The sequence below is a fragment of the Halorarum sp. SLYT50 genome, from assembly GCF_059821265.1.
In genome coordinates this window covers 2,668,582-2,683,132 of the sequence record NZ_CM187555.1, presented here as the reverse complement: position 1 = coordinate 2,683,132, position 14,551 = coordinate 2,668,582, and the positions used below count along the sequence as shown (strand labels likewise).

The window sequence follows — 14,551 nt, the reverse complement described above, 5'->3', positions numbered from 1 at the left end:
GACGCTCTCCGCTCCCCCGGACCGCGTCGACTCGACCGGCGTCCGTCGCTGAGACGGCCCGCTGTACCGAACCGAATCAGATTCGCTCCCGACGCGACGGTAAGTGGCCGACATTAGATAATGGTTGTTTATTATATTACTCGACGACGTATACGGTGACCCTCGGTGGACGCACTGCGGCCGGAGAGCTTCTCCTCTCTATCGCCGGTCACGGACGAATCCGGCGGGGGTCGACGGAGAGAGACAATGAGTACCACATCGGCGGAACGGGACTACGAGGAGACGCGCAAGGACGTCGAGGCGACGCTCGGGGCGATGCCGGGCTACTTCGACGCGTTGAACGAACAGGACCTCGTGAACGAGTGGCCCAACTTCAAGCGCTACGCGTTCGAGGAGACGGCGATTCCGGCGAAGTACAAGGAGCTCATCGGACTCGCCATCGCGGCCAACATCAAGTGTCCGTACTGCCAGTCGTTCCACAGGGCGGCCGCCGAGATGCACGGCGCCACCGAGGAGGAACTCGCGGAGATATCGTTCCTCGCGAGCTGGACGGCGCGCTACAGCGCGCTGATTCACGCACAGAACTACGACATAGCGACGTTCGAGCAAGAACTCGGCGAGACCCTCGACCACCTCGAAGAACAGATGGCGACGGACTGACCGCGACGCGTGCGGCGGACGGACCGCCGACCCGACGAGCTGTTTTTTCCCACCCCGGGCGTCTGTGCGAGCGGACGGCGTTCTTCGGGCGTCGCTCCCCGCTCGAGTCGCCGGTGGGGCGTTCAGGCGTCGGAGTCGTCGTCGGCGTGCGCGCGCACCCACAGTTCGCCGATGCGCGACAGACGGGTCCGGTAGGACTTCCCGCCCGCCTCCTGTTCGATGTACCCCTTCCCGCCGGGGCCCAACCGGTCGACGTTGTAGATGACCTTCGAGCGGAACGAGTCGGTGTACTCCTCGCCCATGTCGCGCGCGAGCGCCTTCGCCAGTTCGCTCACCGACTCGAACTCGCCGTGTTCTCCCAGCACGAACAGGATGACCTCCTCGAACGGCTTCACGTTCGAGAAGGATGCGACCGGGAGTTCGACGATGTGGCTCCCGTCGATCTCCTTCGCGCCGATGGTGACCCCGCGCTCGTCGAACTCCTCGAGCAGGTCGGTCGCCGCCGTCAACCGCTCCTCGACTCGGGCGTCGTCGACGGAGTCGACGCCGTCGGTGCCGTCGTCGAGCAGGTCGGCCAGGAGGTCCCGCTGTGCGCGCAGTTCCTCCGCGAGTTCCGTCTCCAGGTACTTCTCGGGGGCCGTGTAGTAGGTGTGGATGCGGTCCCGGTCCTCCTGTCGCTCCAGCGTGATGGAGTGGGCCGCCGTGGCGAACGCGAACGAGACGGGCCGGGGCATCGCGCTCACGTTCACCCACACCTCCGCGCCGGCGTCGAGTTCCGCGTTGATGAGGTCGTACGCCTGCTCGAACGCCGCGTCGTAGTCGTACACGTCCGCCACCTCGACGCGCTCCGTCTCGGCGCCCAGCAGGTTCCCGAAGTCCGCCTCCAGCTTCTTCGAGAGGGTCCGCGAGTACTCCACGTTCGCCTCGCTGCCCACGGCGCCCTCCAGTAGCACGACCCGGTCCACGTCGAGCTGGTCGCGCACCAGCGGGGCGATGAGCCGGTCGTAGTCGAAGCCGACCGGGACGACGTGCGTCTGCATGTGCGGTAGTTGGCGAGGACGGTTATATATCCAAGCAAGTAGCGTACGGAGGGGCCACGCGTTCTCCGCCCAGTCTACCGTTCCGCCGCGCTCGCGTCGCGCCTGCGACGGACGACGAGGAGCGCGAACGCGGCGAGACCCAGGGCGACCGAGAGGACGCCGGCGACCCAGACGCCGCCGAACTCGGCGAGTGCGACCAGGTACGGGACGACGAGGAGAGCGACGACGAGGCGCTGTCGGCGCTCGATTCGGCGGAGCCGGTCGTGGAGGGCGGAATCGTCCATACGGACTCGAACTCGAAACCGAACTAAAATCTGCTCACTCCGACAGCGGCGGGGGGCGGGGAACGGTCACCGCCGACGGCGCGGGTGGGGCCGCTCGTCGGCCCGGCTCAGTTCAGTCCGCGCCGACGCCGAACTTCGCGGCGTTCTCGCCGTACGAGTGAGCCGTCGCCTTCGAGACGCCGACGGTGACGAGGGCCCCGAGGAGCATGCACCAGAGCGCGAAGTCCCACGTCAGGTACGTCGCGCCGAGCCACGTCACTCCGCCGACCTGCACCTGCGGGACGAGCACGTGGAGCAGGTAGACGGCCTGTCCCACCACCACGCCCGAGACGATGCCCGTCCGGGTGACGCCCCCCCAGTAGAGCGCGAGCAGCACGGGAATCGTGAGCTGTGCGTACCCGCCGAACGCCGTGTCGCCCAGCGTGACGAGGAAGTCGAGTTCGGCGGTCCGGCCGGCGAACAGCGACGCGACGAACGTGAGCGTCGCGAACGCGGCGACGCCGACGCGGGCGACCCACCCCTCGCGGGCCTCGGTGGCGTCGGGCGCGACGAACGGCCGGTAGAGGTCGCGCGTGAGGTACGACGACCCCGACAGCAGCATCGAGTCCGAGGAGGACATCATCGCGGCCATCGCGCCGGCGACGACGAGCGCCGCGAACCACACCGGCGTGTACTCGGTCAGGAGCGCCGGCAGCACGTTGCTCCCCTGCGGCACCTCGATGCCGAGCCCCGCCGCCCACGTGCCGAGGAGGAAGGCGGGGACGAACAGCAGCAGGACGAGCACGGGCCACAGCGCGAACGACCGCTTGAGCGTGGCCTCGCTGTCGGCGACGAAGAAGCGCTGGTTCACCTGCGGGAACATCGTCACGCCGAACGCGATGACGACGGCCTGAGCGATCATCCACTGGGGCGAGTAGAGTCCCCCGCCGAGCGCGAGGAACTCCGGGTTGTTGGTCGCGAGCGCGTCCGAGACGGCCCCGAGGCCGCCGGCGGCCGACAGCACCCACGCGACGGCGGCCCAGACGATGCCGAGCATGAACAGCCCCTGGAGCGTGTCGGTCCACGCGACGCCGCGCAGGCCCGCGAGGACGACGTACGCGACCATGAACACCGTGATGAGCGCCGCGCCCGCCCAGTACGGCACCACGCCGTCGGTGAGGCCGACGAGCGCTTGGCCCGCACCGACCTGCTGGAGCATCACGTACGGGAACAGCCACACCAGGCTCACAACCGCGACGAGTCCCCGGAGCGAGGCCGACCCGAAGCGGTCGCCCAGCATCTCGCCGAGCGTCACGTAGCCGTGTTCGCGCCCGACGAGCCACTGTTTGTAGCCGATGACGTACCACAGCACCGCGAAGACGATGCCGTCCATCAGCCCCATCACGAGAATCCACTCCGGGCCGGCCCCGTACGCGAGGTTCGGTCCGCCGAAGAAGGTGAACGCCGACAGCAGCGTGGCGAACGTCGTGAACAGCAGCACGACGGTGCCGACCGACCGCGACGCGAGGTAGTAGTCCTCGGCGTTCCGCTCGGTCAGCCGGTACGCGAGCAGTCCCACCGCGAGCGCGAGGACGAGATATCCCCCGACGACGCCGAGCGAGAGAACGGTGTCGTCAACCACGCCGCAACACCTCCCGGTCGATACCCCGGTCCCACGCGCCGCGCGTGAACCCGTAGAAGACGGCCGACGCCAGCGCCATCCAGCCGATGTGCCACCAGATCCACACCGGAAGCCCGGCCACCACCGTCGCGTTCCCCCACAGGAACCAGGGGATGGCGAGCGCCACCAGCACCGCGAACGCCACCACCCAGAGGGGGTCGTACCTGTTCCGTGTCATCGGGGACCGTAGTCGGTTCTCGCACGTAAACATTACTAAAGTACGCGTCAAAGGCCGGTTTTGAAGAAGTATGTTCTTCAATTCGGGCGTGTGGTGACGAGTGGTTCGATTCGTCGAGCGACCGTCGGAGTCGGTCGGGACTGGGGGGTCGGCCGGGGGCGAGGAGCGTCCGAGTGAAGGCCGCACCGGACCGCGCGTCGGCAGTGGACCGGAGCGGAAAGCGGCGGTGGAGCGGGAGGGAAATCGGACAAGGGCAGTTTCAAGTCCGCGCCGGCCGGACGCCCGCACATGACACCGAGCCCCGGCGACCGCGTCCGCGTCACCCGCGGGGACGTGACGAACGAGGGCGTGTTGATGCCCTCGACGGACGAGGACCACCTCGTCGTCAAACTCGACGGCGGGTACAACGTCGGCGTCGACCGTGCGGACGCCGACGTGGACGTACTCGAACGCGGCGTTCGCGACGTGGACGGCGAGGAGGACGACGACGACGGCGAGTCGGCCATCGAGTTCGACGAGGACCTGCCGACGGTGGCGCTGGTCTCGACGGGCGGCACCATCGCCTCGACCGTCGACTACCGGACGGGCGCAGTCACGGCGCAGTTCGACGCCGAGGACGTCCTCCGGGCGGTGCCCGAACTGGCCGGGCGGGCCAACTACCGAGGTCGAGTCGTCGCCAACATCCTCTCGGAGAACATGGACCCGGGCGTCTGGCAGGACCTCGCGGAGACGGTCCGCGAGGAGGTAGCGAACGGCGCGGACGGCGTCGTCGTGATGCACGGGACGGACACGATGCAGTTCACCGCCTCGGCGCTCGCGTTCATGCTGGACACGCCGGTCCCGGTCGTGTTCACCGGGAGCCAGCGCTCCGCGGACCGGCCCTCCTCGGACAACGTGATGAACGCGGTCTGTGCCGTCGAGGCGGCCACGAGCGACTGCGCGGAGGTGATGGTCTGCATGCACGGGACGCCGTCGGACGACTACTGCGCGCTCCACCGGGGGACGCGCGTCCGGAAGAACCACACCTCCCGTCGGGACGCGTTCGAGACGGTGGGGGCGGAACCGCTCGGACGCGTCGACTACGAGCGCGAGACGGTGACGTTCGCCGACGGGAAGAGGTACGCCGGGCGCGGCGAGGCGGACCTGGCGCTCGCGCCGGACCTCGACCCCGGCGTGGAACTCGTCAAGTTCACGCCGGGCATGGACCCCGCGGCGCTCGACTACCTCGACGGGAAGGCCGGCGTCGTCGTCGAGGGAACGGGTCTGGGGCACGTCCACACCGACCTCATCCCCCGGCTCGCGGACCTGGTGGACGGCGGCACCACCGTCGTCATGACGAGCCAGTGCATCGAGGGGCGCGTCTGCGACCGCGTGTACGACACGGGACGGGACCTCCTCGACGCGGGCGTCGTGGAGGCGGGCGACACCCTCCCCGGGACGGCGAAGGTGAAGCTGATGTGGGCGCTCGCGAACGCCGACGACCCCGCGGACGCGATGGGTCGGAGCCTCGCGGGCGAACTCACCGCCGAGTCCGCGCCGTGGACGTGACCGTCGACGACCCCGACGTGACCGTCCGGCAGGCGCGCGCGGACGACGCGGAGGCCGTCGCCGCGTTCACGCGCGACACGTGGAGCGAGCGGGGGCGGGGGGATTACCTCCCGGAGGTGTTCCCCCGGTGGGTCGAGACGGACGGCGGCGACCAGCGGACGTTCGTCGCCGCCGTCGACGGCGACGCGGCCGGCGTCGTGCAGGGGCGGGTGCTCTCCGAGTCGGAGGCGTGGGCGCAGGGGATGCGCGTCGACCCCGACCACCGGGGACGCGGCCTCGGGACGGCGCTCACCCGCGCCGCCCTCGCGTGGGCGCGCGAACGTGGGGTGTCCGTCTGTCGGAACATGGTGTTCTCCTGGAACGTCGCCGGTCTCGGCGTCTCGCGCGACGCGGGGTTCGACCCCTGCACGGAGTTCCGGTGGGCACGGCCCGCCCCGGACCCCGACGCCGACCCGGACCTCGACGTGTCGGCGGACCCGGCGGACGCCTGGTCGTTCTGGACCGCGAGCGACGCCCGCACGGCGCTCCGGGGGCTGGCGATGGACGGGGACGAGACGTGGGCGGTGTCGGAACTCCGGCGCGAGCAACTCCGCGCGGCCGCGGACGACGACCGCCTGTTCGTCGCCACCGACGGCGGGACGCGCGGGTTCGCCTACCGGGCGTACGACTACGACCGCGAGACCGAGGACGGAGAGGAGACGTGGGGCATCTACGGCGTCGGCGCGTGGGACACGCCCGCGGCGGCGCGCGCGGTGCTTCGCGCCGTCGCCCGCGACGCCGCCGCGGCGGGGCTGGACAACACGCGCGTCCTGATTCCCGAGCACGTCCGGACGGTCAGCGACGTGGCGGCCGCGCGGGTGGCCGTCTCGGACGAACCGGACTTCGTGCTGGCCGCCGACCTGAGCGACCCCGGCGTCGTCGACGGCGCGTGAGCGGCCGAGCGGCGAGTAGCACAAACGGTTTCACCCGCGCCCCCGACGGCCCGGTATGGTTCCCACTGCTCCGCTGTTCGGCGGGATGCCGGGCGGCCCGGAACTGCTGCTCGTCGGCGTCCTGAACCTCGTCATCGCCGTCATCGTCGGCTTCTGGGTGTACCGCGACGCCTCGCGGCGCAACAACGACGCGGCGGCGCTGTGGGCGGTAGCGGTCGGACTCGCCTCGCTGTTCCTCTCGCTGTTGGGGTTCCTCGTCGTGTTCCTGCTGTACATCGTCGTCGGGCGGGACTGACGCCGACCGGCAGCCTTTCGGTCCTCGCTCCGTGTCGACCGGACGATGGAACGACCACGCGCGACCGGTCTGCCCGCACTCGTCCTCGGAACGTGGCTGGCGGGGTCGCTGGCCGCGGACCTCCTCGCCGCGTCCGGACCGTGGCACCTCCACGAAGCGGCGGCGCTCGCGGGCGTCGTCGGCGGGTGCGCGCTCGCGGCCGTCGGACTGGCGGTCCTCCGTGGCTGGGGCGAGTTCGCCGTGAGCGACGACGGCCTCGGGCACTGACCGGTCGAATCGGTCAGACCCGCACTACCCACGCCCGGTAGTCCTCGGGTCGCTCGTACACCTCGCGGAACGCCCGCTCGACGAACGCGGCCAGCCGGTTCGCGTCCGAGCGGGCCGAGACGCGCACGTTCGTCCCCTCGGCGTCCTCGGGGGAGTCGAGCGCGTCGATGCGGAACTCGGGGAACTCGTCGAGCATCTCCTTCAGCCGGGCGAGTTCCTCCGCCGAGCAGTCGAGGTTGAACGTCTTCTCGGCGAACTGAATCCACGGCGGTGCCTCCGGGTCGTCCCCGTCGTCCTCGTCTGTGTCGCCGGCGGCGGCGTCCGCGCTCTCCCCCTCGCCGAACTGAATCTCGTCCGCCGGGAGCGCCACCTCGACTGTGAGGAAGGGACTCCCGCGGGTCCGGTGGGCGGTGACGGCGTCCGCGAACAGTTTCCGGCGGTCGGCCGGGGTGTCGGCGTCGAACCGGGTCATGACCGTGGGTACGGCCGGCCGGCGAAAAAAGCGACTGGTCCCCGGCGGCGCCGCGCGGACGGGGCGAGACCGAGTCGCTGGCAACGCGAACGGTATTCAGCACGCCTTTTACCGTGGCGCGGGACGGTCCGGGCGTGAGCGACTACCGAATCCTCCTGCTCGGCCCGCCGGGTGCCGGGAAGGGGACACAGAGCAAGCGCCTCGTCGCCGAGTACGACCTCGACCACATCACGACCGGGGACGCGCTCCGCGCGAACAAGGAGATGGAGACGGAGTACGGTACGCCGGGCGAGTACATGGACGCCGGCGAACTCGTGCCCGACCCCGTGGTCAACGAGATCGTCGTCGCGGCGCTGGCGAACGCCGACGACGGGTTCGTCCTCGACGGCTACCCGCGCAACCTCGACCAGGCGGAGTACCTCTCCGCGCAGACCGACCTCGACCACGTCGTCTTCATCGACGTGCCCGAGGACGTACTCGTCGAGCGGCTGACCGGGCGGCGGGTCGACCCGGAGACGGGAGAGAACTACCACGTCGAGTTCGACATGCCCGCCGACGAGTCGGTCCGCGAGCGCCTCGTCCAGCGGGAGGACGACCAGGAGGACACGGTGCGCGAGCGCCTCCGCGTCTACCGCGAGAACACCGAACCCGTGGTCGAGCACTACCGCGAGGAGGGGTCGCTCGTCGAGGTGTCCGGCGAGGGGACGCCCGACGAGGTCTTCGAGCGACTCCGCGACGTCATCGAGAACTGACCCGACCGCCGCCCGCTCGCGGACGCGACGCCCTCGTCGGCCGCCGTCTTTATCCGCCCGTCTAGTCGTGAGGTACTCGGGAAGCGCGACACGGACGCGAGGGGAGTGTGAGGCTTTCCACCGGAACGACCGGAAACGGCGGACCACAGCCGACCCGAGTACGCCTCGCATCCGGTCGAGCACGTGGATGGAGCGGTGCGGTGTGTCCACCGGCACCGGACCGCCCCGTTCCCGCCGCTGACCCCTTCGAGCGACCGAGGCCCACTGACCGGAGACGTGCCGGTGTGGCGTCGTCCCGATTGCTAAAGCTTCTTACGCGGTCGTCGCTTACGGCGCGGTAATGGCACGCATCGAAGAGCGCGTCCGTGACCTCGCATCCGACCCGGAGATGCGCGAGGCCATCGAGACCGTCCTCGCGCGCGCCGAGGACGGCGAGGTGAAGTGGACGGACGTGCGCGACGACATCACGAGCGGGCAGTGGGGCCGGCTCATCGAACGCGGAATCCTCGAGGACGGCGAGGCGGGGTTCGCGCTGGCCGACCGGGAGGCCATCGAAGCCGGCCTCCGGCCGCCCGACGCGGGCGAGAGCGGTACCGACACGAGCGCGGATACCGACTCCGACGACGAGGACGGAGGGACGTCGTGGAGCATCTACGACAAGGCCGCGGCGGTCCTCACCGTGGCGTTCTTCATCGGGTACTCGTACGGCCCGGTCAGGCAAGTGGTCGGGACGACCATCGACGTCGTGCTCGGTCCGCTCCAGTCGGCGCTCCCGCTGTACGCCGTCATCATGATAATCGCGACGCTCACCGGGCTGTACTCCACGCTCCTGCGCGCGAGCCTGATGGACATGAGCCAGATGGCCGGCCACCAGGAGCGGATGCAGGAACTCCAGCAGCGCCAGAAGGACGCGAAAGAGCGCGGCGACGACGCCGCCCTCGAGAAGATTCAGGAGGAGCAGATGGAGGCGATGGGCGACCAGCTCGGCATGTTCAAAGAGCAGATTCGCCCCATGGTCTGGATCATGCTGCTCACCATCCCCGCGTTCCTGTGGATGTACTGGGGCATCGGCTTCCGGGGCGCCGAGGGCGTCTGGACCGACCTCGAGAACATCGTCCTCCCGTTCGTGGGCGAGGTGTCGTGGACTGAGAACATCATCGTCATGCCAGCCTGGATCGTCTGGTACTTCCTCTGCTCGATGGCGTTCACCCAGATCATCCAGAAGGGGCTCAACATCCAGATGTCCCCCACGACGTCGTCTTCGTCGTCGTAAGGTCGTCGCTTCCGTTCCGAATCCCCGGCCTCGTCCCTCCTTCGGTCCGCTCCCTCACCGCGTCGCCGCTTTCCACTCGCGCAGGCCGACGACCCCGCCGCCGTGCTCGACGGGGTCGGCGTCGGTCGCCGCCCAGACGAACAGCGGCGCGACGTCTCCGGGGTCGCGGCCGTCTCCCCCGCTTAGGTCGGTCGCGACGAGGCCGGGGTCGACGGCGAACGCCGCCGGCGCGGCGTCGCCCGCCTCACCGTCCTCGTCGCGCAGGTCGGCGTGGAACCCACGGACCAGTGCCTCGGCGCCGGCCTTCGAGACCGCGTACGCACCCATTCCCCGCTCGGCTTCCCGAGCGACCGGTCCCGACGGAACGAGCACCCGCGCGCCGGCGCTCAGGTGCGGGACCGCCTCCGTCACCGTGGTGAACACGCCCCGGACGTTCGTGCGCATCGTATCGTCGAACCGACTGTACGGCTCCGCCTGGAGCGGCATCTCGCCCGGCGTACCGTGTGCGACCCCCGCGTTCGCGACCACGACGTCGACGTCACCGGCCCGCCGCGCGACGTCCTCCATCAACCGCTCGGCGTCGTACTCGTCGCGCACGTCCGCGCGCACCCCCGTCGCCGTCCCCGGTCCGGCGGCGTCCACTTCGCCGGCCGCCGTCGCCGCGGCGTCGCCGTCGCGCGAACAGAGCGTCACGTCCGCGCCCGCCTCGGTGAACGCCGTCGCGACGGCCCGACCCAGTCCGCGCGTTCCACCCGTCACCACGACAGCCTTCCCGTCCATACGAGGCGGTCGGCGGCGGGCGACTTAGCAGACACGGACGCCGGGTATCGACCCTTTAAGAATATCCGTCCCGTGTATTGGTTCGATGCGACCTCCCGTGGACCTCTCGACGCTGGCCGGCGAGTCCGTCGTCGTGGTCGGTGGCGGCTTCGGCGGCCTGTCGACGGCCTGTTATCTCGCCGACGCCGGTGCCGACGTGACCCTCCTCGAGAAGAACGAGCGGCTGGGCGGACGCGCCTCCGTGCTGGAGACGGACGGGTTCCGCTTCGACATGGGGCCCTCGTGGTACCTGATGCCGGACGTGTTCGAGACGTTCTTCCGACACTTCGGTCGCGGGGTCGAGGACTACTACACGCTGTCGCGGCTCGACCCCCACTATCGCGTCTTCTTCAAGGACGGCGACAGCGTCGACGTGGCCGCGGACCGCGAGGAGAACCGAGCGACGTTCGAGTCGTACGAACCGGGCGCGGGCGAGGCGTTCGAGCGCTACCTCGACGAGGCGGAGCGCACGTACGCCATCGGGATGGAGCACTTCGTCTACGAACGCCGCGACCGGATTCGCGACTTCGTGGACCCGGACGTGCTCCGGTACGCCTCGGGCCTCTCGCTGCTCGGGACGATGCAGGACCACGTCGAGTCGTACTTCGAGCACCCGAAACTCCAGCAGTTGATGCAGTACACGCTGGTGTTCCTCGGCGGGTCGCCGCACAACACGCCGGCGCTGTACAACCTCATGAGTCACGTGGACTTCAACCTCGGCGTCTACTACCCCGACGGGGGCCTCGGCGCGGTCGTCGATGGCATCGCGGACGTCGGACGGGAACTCGGGGTAACGTACCACACCGACAGCCCGGTGACGGCCATCGGCGGGAAGCGCGGCGGGTTCCGCGTGCGCACGGCGTCGGGCGAGGACTACTTCCCGGACCTCGTGGTGAGCGACGCCGACTACGCGTACACCGAGCAGGAACTGCTCGCCCCCCGGAAGCGCCAGTACGACGCCGACTACTGGGAGTCGCGAACGTACGCCCCCTCGGCGTACCTCCTCTACCTCGGCGTCGAGGGCGACCTGCCGGACCTGGCCCACCACACGCTCGTCCTGCCGACCGACTGGGACGACCACTTCGCGGAGATATTCGACGACCCCGAGTGGCCGGAGAACCCCGCGTACTACCTCTGCGTTCCCTCGGAGACGGACGACGACGTCGCCCCCGACAGGCACTCGAACCTGTTCGCGCTCGTCCCCCTCGCGGCCGGACTCGACGACACCCCCGAGCGGCGGGCGGCGTACCGGGACCTCCTGCTCGACGACATCGCGGAGCACACCGGGACCGAACTCCGCGACCGCATCGTCCTCGAGGAGGAGTTCTGCGTCTCGGACTTCGCGGACCGCTACAACGCGACGCGGGGGACCGCGCTCGGCCTGGCGCACACGCTCCCCCAGACGGCCCCGTTCCGCCCGGGTCACCGCTCGACGGCCGTCGACGGACTCTACTTCACGGGGTCGTACACCACGCCCGGCATCGGCGTCCCGATGTGTCTCATCAGCGGATTGCTGACCGCGGAGGCCATGGCCGACGGGTGAGTCGCGTGTCCCCATCCCCCACCTCCACCGAGTCCGCCGGCGACCGTCGGGCGCGACTCCGCGCGCTCGTGACGCTGTCGCGCCCGCGATTCTGGCTCTACCTCGCCGGACCGGTGCTCGTCGGCGTCGCGGCCGGCGCGTCGGCGGTCGCCGACCTGGTCACCGCGCGCACCGCCCTGGTGTTCGCGTACTTCCTGGTGCCCGCGAACGTGTTCCTCTACGGCGTCAACGACGTGTTCGACCGCGACGTGGACGCCGCCAACCCGAAGAAGGAGGGCCGGGAGGTCCGCTACGAGGGCGACCCGCTGGTCCCGGCGGTCACCGTCGGGTCGCTGCTCGTCGGTGTGGGTCTGTTCGCCGTGACGCCGCGGGTCGCGTGGCCGTACCTCGCCGGGTTCTTCCTGCTCGGGGCGGCGTACAGCGCCCCGCCGCGGCTGAAGACGACGCCGCCGCTCGACTCCGTGTCGAACGGGCTGTACGTCCTGCCCGGCGCGGCGGCGTTCGCGCTCGTCTCGGGGACGAACCCGCCGCTCGCGGCGCTCGCGGGCGGGTGGCTCTGGGCGATGGGCATGCACACCTTCTCCGCGGTGCCCGACGTCGAACCCGACCGGGCGGCCGGCATCCGGACGACGGCGACGGTCCTCGGCGAGACGCGGACGTACGCGTACTGCGCGCTCTGCTGGCTCGCCGCCGCGGCGGCGTTCGCGCTCGTCGACGCCCGCATCGCGCTGCTCCTGCTCGTCTACCCGCTCGTCGCGCTCTGGGTCGCCCGCCCCGCGGTCGCGGTCGACCGCGCGTACTGGTGGTTCCCGGCGCTCAACACGCTCGTGGGGGCGCTGCTCACGCTCGGCGCGTTGAGCCGGTTCCCGCCGCTCCGGGCGGTGGTGCCGTGAGCGCCACGAGCGCGACGGCCGTCATCCGCGAGTGGTGGCCGACCGACCGCCGGGAGGCCGAGTCGCGCGCCGAGGCGCTCGTCCGCGAGAACCGGTTCACCATCTCCGTCGTGTTTCCGCTGGTGGGAGCCGCCCTGCTGCTCGCCAGCGCCACCCTCCCGGGGCTGCCTGACTGGCTGGCGTTCAACGGCTGGCTCGTCCTGTTCGGGACGGCGGTGATGCGCTCGCCGCTCGTCGTCGGTCTCGCGCCGTTGGTCGACCGGCGGGCGCTGACGGGCGTCGGCCTGCTCGCGCTGTACGCGTACGCCGTCGAGTACGTCGGCGTCCACACGGGGTGGCCGTACGGCGAGTTCGTCTACGGCGTCGCGCTCGGGCCGACCGTCGCCGGCGTCCCGCTCGGTCTCCCGGTGTTCTTCCTGCCGCTCGTGGCGAACGCGTACCTGCTGTGTCTCCTCCTGTTCGGCGGACGAGCCACCGGCTGGCCCGTCCGGCTGGGAACCGTCGTCGCGCTCGTGCTGGCGATGGACGTGGTGCTCGACCCCGGCGCCGTCGCCCTCGACTTCTGGACGTACCCCGGCGTCGCGAACGCCGGCGCGCTCGGCGTCCTCTACGGCGCGGGCTTCTACGGCGTGCCGCTGTCGAACTACGGCGGGTGGGTCCTCTCGGCCACCGTCGCGGTGGTGACGCTCGACCGGTCGTTCGACCGCGCGGGCCTGCGGCGACGACTCGCGACCTGCGAGTTCCTGCTCGACGACATGGTGAGCTTCGTGCTCCTGTGGGGTGGCGTCAACCTCGCGTTCGGCAACTGGCTACCCGTCCTCGTCGCCGGCTGCATCGGCGCGGGGCTGGTCCGAGCCGACCGGTTCGACGCGTCGCTGCTGCGGCGGTAGACCGGCACGCGGGCGGAGACCGAGCGGAGAACAGCGGAGCGAACCGGGACGGTCGGACGCCCGTTCGGGCGGGGGGAGCCTCACCGGACGGGGACTCGCTCGCCGTGCCCCTGTCCGCCGTGTGACTGGTCGCCGTACGGGACGCAGCTCACCCGTCGGAAGACCGACTCGGGGTCCTTCGTCCGGAACCACGTCCACCGGGTCTTCGCGAGCAGTTTCACCTTCCGGAGCGAGCCGAGTTGCGGTGTCGCCGCGAGCGTGTCGTACCCCCGTTCGCGGACGAGCGCGTGGTGTTCGACGTAGAGTACCGACGCGAGCAGCACCGCGAACTGGCAGTCCTCGGGGAGGTACTTGATGCCGGCGACGCCCTCCTTGTACAGCGACTCCGCGCGGCGCATCTCGTGGCGCATCGCCTCCGCCACGCCCGCGTCGAACTCGAGGTTCAGGAGCTGTTCCTCGGTGACGCCGTACTGGTCGAGCGTCTCCAGCGGGAGGTAGATTCGGTCGCGCTGGACGACGTCCTCGCGCACGTCCCGGAGGAAGTTCGACAGCTGGAACGCCTCTCCCAGCGCCGTGGCGTGCGGGAGCGCCGTCTCGGGGTCGTCCGGGTCCATCACGGCGGTCATCATCCGCCCCACCGCGGCCGCCGACCCGTCCATGTACGCCTCCAGGTCGGCGTACGTCGGGTAGCGGTCGGTGTCGATGTCAGAGCGCATCGCGTCGACGAACGTCTCCACGTCGGCGTCGGCGATGCCGAACTCCTCGCGCATCTCGGAGAACGCGGCGAGCACCGGGTCGTCCGTCGGCGTGCGCCCGAGCACGGCGTCCCGGAGGCGGTCGAGTTCCTCCCGCTGCTGGGCGGGCGGCGCAGTCTCGGCGGCGTCGACCACCTCGTCGGCGACGCGGAAGAACGCGTACAGTACGTAGGTCGGGTGGCGCACCCGTTCGGGGAGCAGTCGAGTGGCGAAGTGGAACGTCCGTCCCGTTCGCTGCTGGATGCGCTTGCTCCGGGCGACCTGCTCGTCGTTTACCATGGCGGGACTGT

At 70.4% G+C, this 14,551-nt stretch carries 17 protein-coding genes; 10 read left to right on the top strand and 7 right to left on the bottom strand.

Translation table 11 applies throughout. The annotated features are described in order from the left end of the window. The first annotated feature begins 246 nt into the window (after nt 1–246). Nucleotides 247–660: a carboxymuconolactone decarboxylase family protein gene (locus AC6RUA_RS14040; RefSeq protein ID WP_499813623.1), complete on the top strand. Its 414-nt coding sequence runs from the start codon at nt 247–249 to the stop codon at nt 658–660. Nucleotides 661–782: 122 nt separating this feature from the next. Here AC6RUA_RS14040 and AC6RUA_RS14035 read toward each other — a convergent pair whose 3' ends face one another. From AC6RUA_RS14035 to AC6RUA_RS14020, 4 genes are all read right to left on the bottom strand, one after another. Next, a complete protein-coding gene (locus AC6RUA_RS14035; RefSeq protein ID WP_499813622.1) occupies nt 783–1,700 on the bottom strand; it encodes an HFX_2341 family transcriptional regulator in 918 nt (305 codons plus the stop codon). A 74-nt stretch (nt 1,701–1,774) separates the two neighbouring features. Beyond that, a complete protein-coding gene (locus AC6RUA_RS14030) occupies nt 1,775–1,984 on the bottom strand; it encodes a hypothetical protein (RefSeq protein WP_499813621.1) in 210 nt (69 codons plus the stop codon). 112 nt (nt 1,985–2,096) lie between these two features. Further along, the gene (locus AC6RUA_RS14025) at nt 2,097–3,605 is read right to left on the bottom strand and encodes a sodium:solute symporter family protein (RefSeq protein ID WP_499813620.1); all 1,509 of its coding nucleotides are present in this window, start codon (nt 3,603–3,605) and stop codon (nt 2,097–2,099) included. Continuing rightward, nucleotides 3,598–3,822 carry a DUF3311 domain-containing protein gene (locus AC6RUA_RS14020; protein WP_499813619.1) on the bottom strand — a complete coding sequence of 75 codons (225 nt, stop codon included), beginning with the start codon at nt 3,820–3,822 and terminating at the stop codon, nt 3,598–3,600. Before AC6RUA_RS14020 ends, AC6RUA_RS14025 begins: the two co-directional genes overlap by 8 nt. Nucleotides 3,823–4,110: 288 nt before the next feature. On the opposite strand from AC6RUA_RS14020, the gene gatD reads away from it, so the two are divergent. Genes gatD through AC6RUA_RS14000 form a run of 4 tightly spaced genes read left to right on the top strand, consistent with a single transcriptional unit; the run spans nt 4,111 to nt 6,864 of the window. Continuing rightward, nucleotides 4,111–5,370, top strand: a complete 1,260-nt coding sequence (gene gatD / locus AC6RUA_RS14015) for a Glu-tRNA(Gln) amidotransferase subunit GatD (RefSeq protein WP_499813618.1) — start codon at nt 4,111–4,113, stop codon at nt 5,368–5,370. Further along, nucleotides 5,361–6,302 carry a GNAT family N-acetyltransferase gene (locus tag AC6RUA_RS14010; RefSeq protein ID WP_499813617.1) on the top strand — a complete coding sequence of 314 codons (942 nt, stop codon included), beginning with the start codon at nt 5,361–5,363 and terminating at the stop codon, nt 6,300–6,302. The genes gatD and AC6RUA_RS14010 overlap by 10 nt, the downstream gene beginning before the upstream one ends. 55 nt (nt 6,303–6,357) lie before the next feature. Next, on the top strand, nt 6,358–6,597 hold the full coding sequence (locus AC6RUA_RS14005; protein ID WP_499813616.1) for a hypothetical protein: 240 nt from the start codon (nt 6,358–6,360) through the stop codon (nt 6,595–6,597). Nucleotides 6,598–6,642: 45 nt separating this feature from the next. After that, nucleotides 6,643–6,864: a hypothetical protein gene (locus AC6RUA_RS14000; RefSeq protein ID WP_499813615.1), complete on the top strand. Its 222-nt coding sequence runs from the start codon at nt 6,643–6,645 to the stop codon at nt 6,862–6,864. Between the two features lie 13 nt (nt 6,865–6,877). On the opposite strand, the gene AC6RUA_RS13995 is transcribed toward AC6RUA_RS14000, so the two are convergent. Further along, nucleotides 6,878–7,336 carry a DUF7975 family protein gene (locus tag AC6RUA_RS13995; RefSeq protein WP_499813614.1) on the bottom strand — a complete coding sequence of 153 codons (459 nt, stop codon included), beginning with the start codon at nt 7,334–7,336 and terminating at the stop codon, nt 6,878–6,880. A 134-nt stretch (nt 7,337–7,470) separates the two neighbouring features. Between AC6RUA_RS13995 and AC6RUA_RS13990 the strand changes: the two genes are divergently transcribed. Beyond that, entirely contained in the window at nt 7,471–8,088 is a 618-nt protein-coding gene (locus AC6RUA_RS13990; RefSeq protein WP_499813613.1) for an adenylate kinase, read from the top strand. 340 nt (nt 8,089–8,428) lie between these two features. Then, on the top strand, nt 8,429–9,361 hold the full coding sequence (locus AC6RUA_RS13985) for a DUF106 domain-containing protein (protein WP_499813612.1): 933 nt from the start codon (nt 8,429–8,431) through the stop codon (nt 9,359–9,361). Between the two features lie 54 nt (nt 9,362–9,415). Here AC6RUA_RS13985 and AC6RUA_RS13980 read toward each other — a convergent pair whose 3' ends face one another. Continuing rightward, nucleotides 9,416–10,141: an SDR family NAD(P)-dependent oxidoreductase gene (locus AC6RUA_RS13980; protein WP_499813611.1), complete on the bottom strand. Its 726-nt coding sequence runs from the start codon at nt 10,139–10,141 to the stop codon at nt 9,416–9,418. 85 nt (nt 10,142–10,226) lie between these two features. Between AC6RUA_RS13980 and crtID the strand changes: the two genes are divergently transcribed. The 3 genes from crtID to cruF are packed head-to-tail and all read left to right on the top strand — an operon-like array spanning nt 10,227 to nt 13,506. Further along, nucleotides 10,227–11,723 carry a bifunctional phytoene desaturase/3,4-desaturase gene (gene crtID / locus AC6RUA_RS13975; protein WP_499813610.1) on the top strand — a complete coding sequence of 499 codons (1,497 nt, stop codon included), beginning with the start codon at nt 10,227–10,229 and terminating at the stop codon, nt 11,721–11,723. Further along, nucleotides 11,720–12,616, top strand: coding sequence for a prenyltransferase (locus AC6RUA_RS13970; protein ID WP_499813609.1), 897 nt, complete (start codon nt 11,720–11,722; stop codon nt 12,614–12,616). The genes crtID and AC6RUA_RS13970 overlap by 4 nt, the downstream gene beginning before the upstream one ends. Next, nucleotides 12,613–13,506 carry a bisanhydrobacterioruberin hydratase gene (gene cruF, locus AC6RUA_RS13965; protein WP_499813608.1) on the top strand — a complete coding sequence of 298 codons (894 nt, stop codon included), beginning with the start codon at nt 12,613–12,615 and terminating at the stop codon, nt 13,504–13,506. The genes AC6RUA_RS13970 and cruF overlap by 4 nt, the downstream gene beginning before the upstream one ends. An 80-nt stretch (nt 13,507–13,586) precedes the next feature. Here the strand turns inward: cruF and AC6RUA_RS13960 are convergent, their stop codons facing one another. Further along, on the bottom strand, nt 13,587–14,540 hold the full coding sequence (locus AC6RUA_RS13960) for a phytoene/squalene synthase family protein (protein WP_499813607.1): 954 nt from the start codon (nt 14,538–14,540) through the stop codon (nt 13,587–13,589). Between the last annotated feature and the right edge of the window lie 11 nt (nt 14,541–14,551).

Excerpts from the sequence above, each read along its gene's own strand:
- AC6RUA_RS14000 (WP_499813615.1), top strand. The coding sequence starts at position 6,643 with ATGGAACGACCACGCGCGACCGGTCTGCCCGCACTCGTCCTCGGAACG.
- AC6RUA_RS13985 (WP_499813612.1), top strand. The coding sequence starts at position 8,429 with ATGGCACGCATCGAAGAGCGCGTCCGTGACCTCGCATCCGACCCGGAG.
- AC6RUA_RS14020 (WP_499813619.1), bottom strand. The coding sequence starts at position 3,822 with ATGACACGGAACAGGTACGACCCCCTCTGGGTGGTGGCGTTCGCGGTG.
- crtID (WP_499813610.1), top strand. The coding sequence starts at position 10,227 with ATGCGACCTCCCGTGGACCTCTCGACGCTGGCCGGCGAGTCCGTCGTC.
- AC6RUA_RS13960 (WP_499813607.1), bottom strand. The coding sequence starts at position 14,540 with ATGGTAAACGACGAGCAGGTCGCCCGGAGCAAGCGCATCCAGCAGCGA.
- AC6RUA_RS14005 (WP_499813616.1), top strand. The coding sequence starts at position 6,358 with ATGGTTCCCACTGCTCCGCTGTTCGGCGGGATGCCGGGCGGCCCGGAA.
- AC6RUA_RS14030 (WP_499813621.1), bottom strand. The coding sequence starts at position 1,984 with ATGGACGATTCCGCCCTCCACGACCGGCTCCGCCGAATCGAGCGCCGA.
- gatD (WP_499813618.1), top strand. The coding sequence starts at position 4,111 with ATGACACCGAGCCCCGGCGACCGCGTCCGCGTCACCCGCGGGGACGTG.
- AC6RUA_RS13995 (WP_499813614.1), bottom strand. The coding sequence starts at position 7,336 with ATGACCCGGTTCGACGCCGACACCCCGGCCGACCGCCGGAAACTGTTC.
- AC6RUA_RS13980 (WP_499813611.1), bottom strand. The coding sequence starts at position 10,141 with ATGGACGGGAAGGCTGTCGTGGTGACGGGTGGAACGCGCGGACTGGGT.
- AC6RUA_RS14040 (WP_499813623.1), top strand. The coding sequence starts at position 247 with ATGAGTACCACATCGGCGGAACGGGACTACGAGGAGACGCGCAAGGAC.
- AC6RUA_RS14035 (WP_499813622.1), bottom strand. The coding sequence starts at position 1,700 with ATGCAGACGCACGTCGTCCCGGTCGGCTTCGACTACGACCGGCTCATC.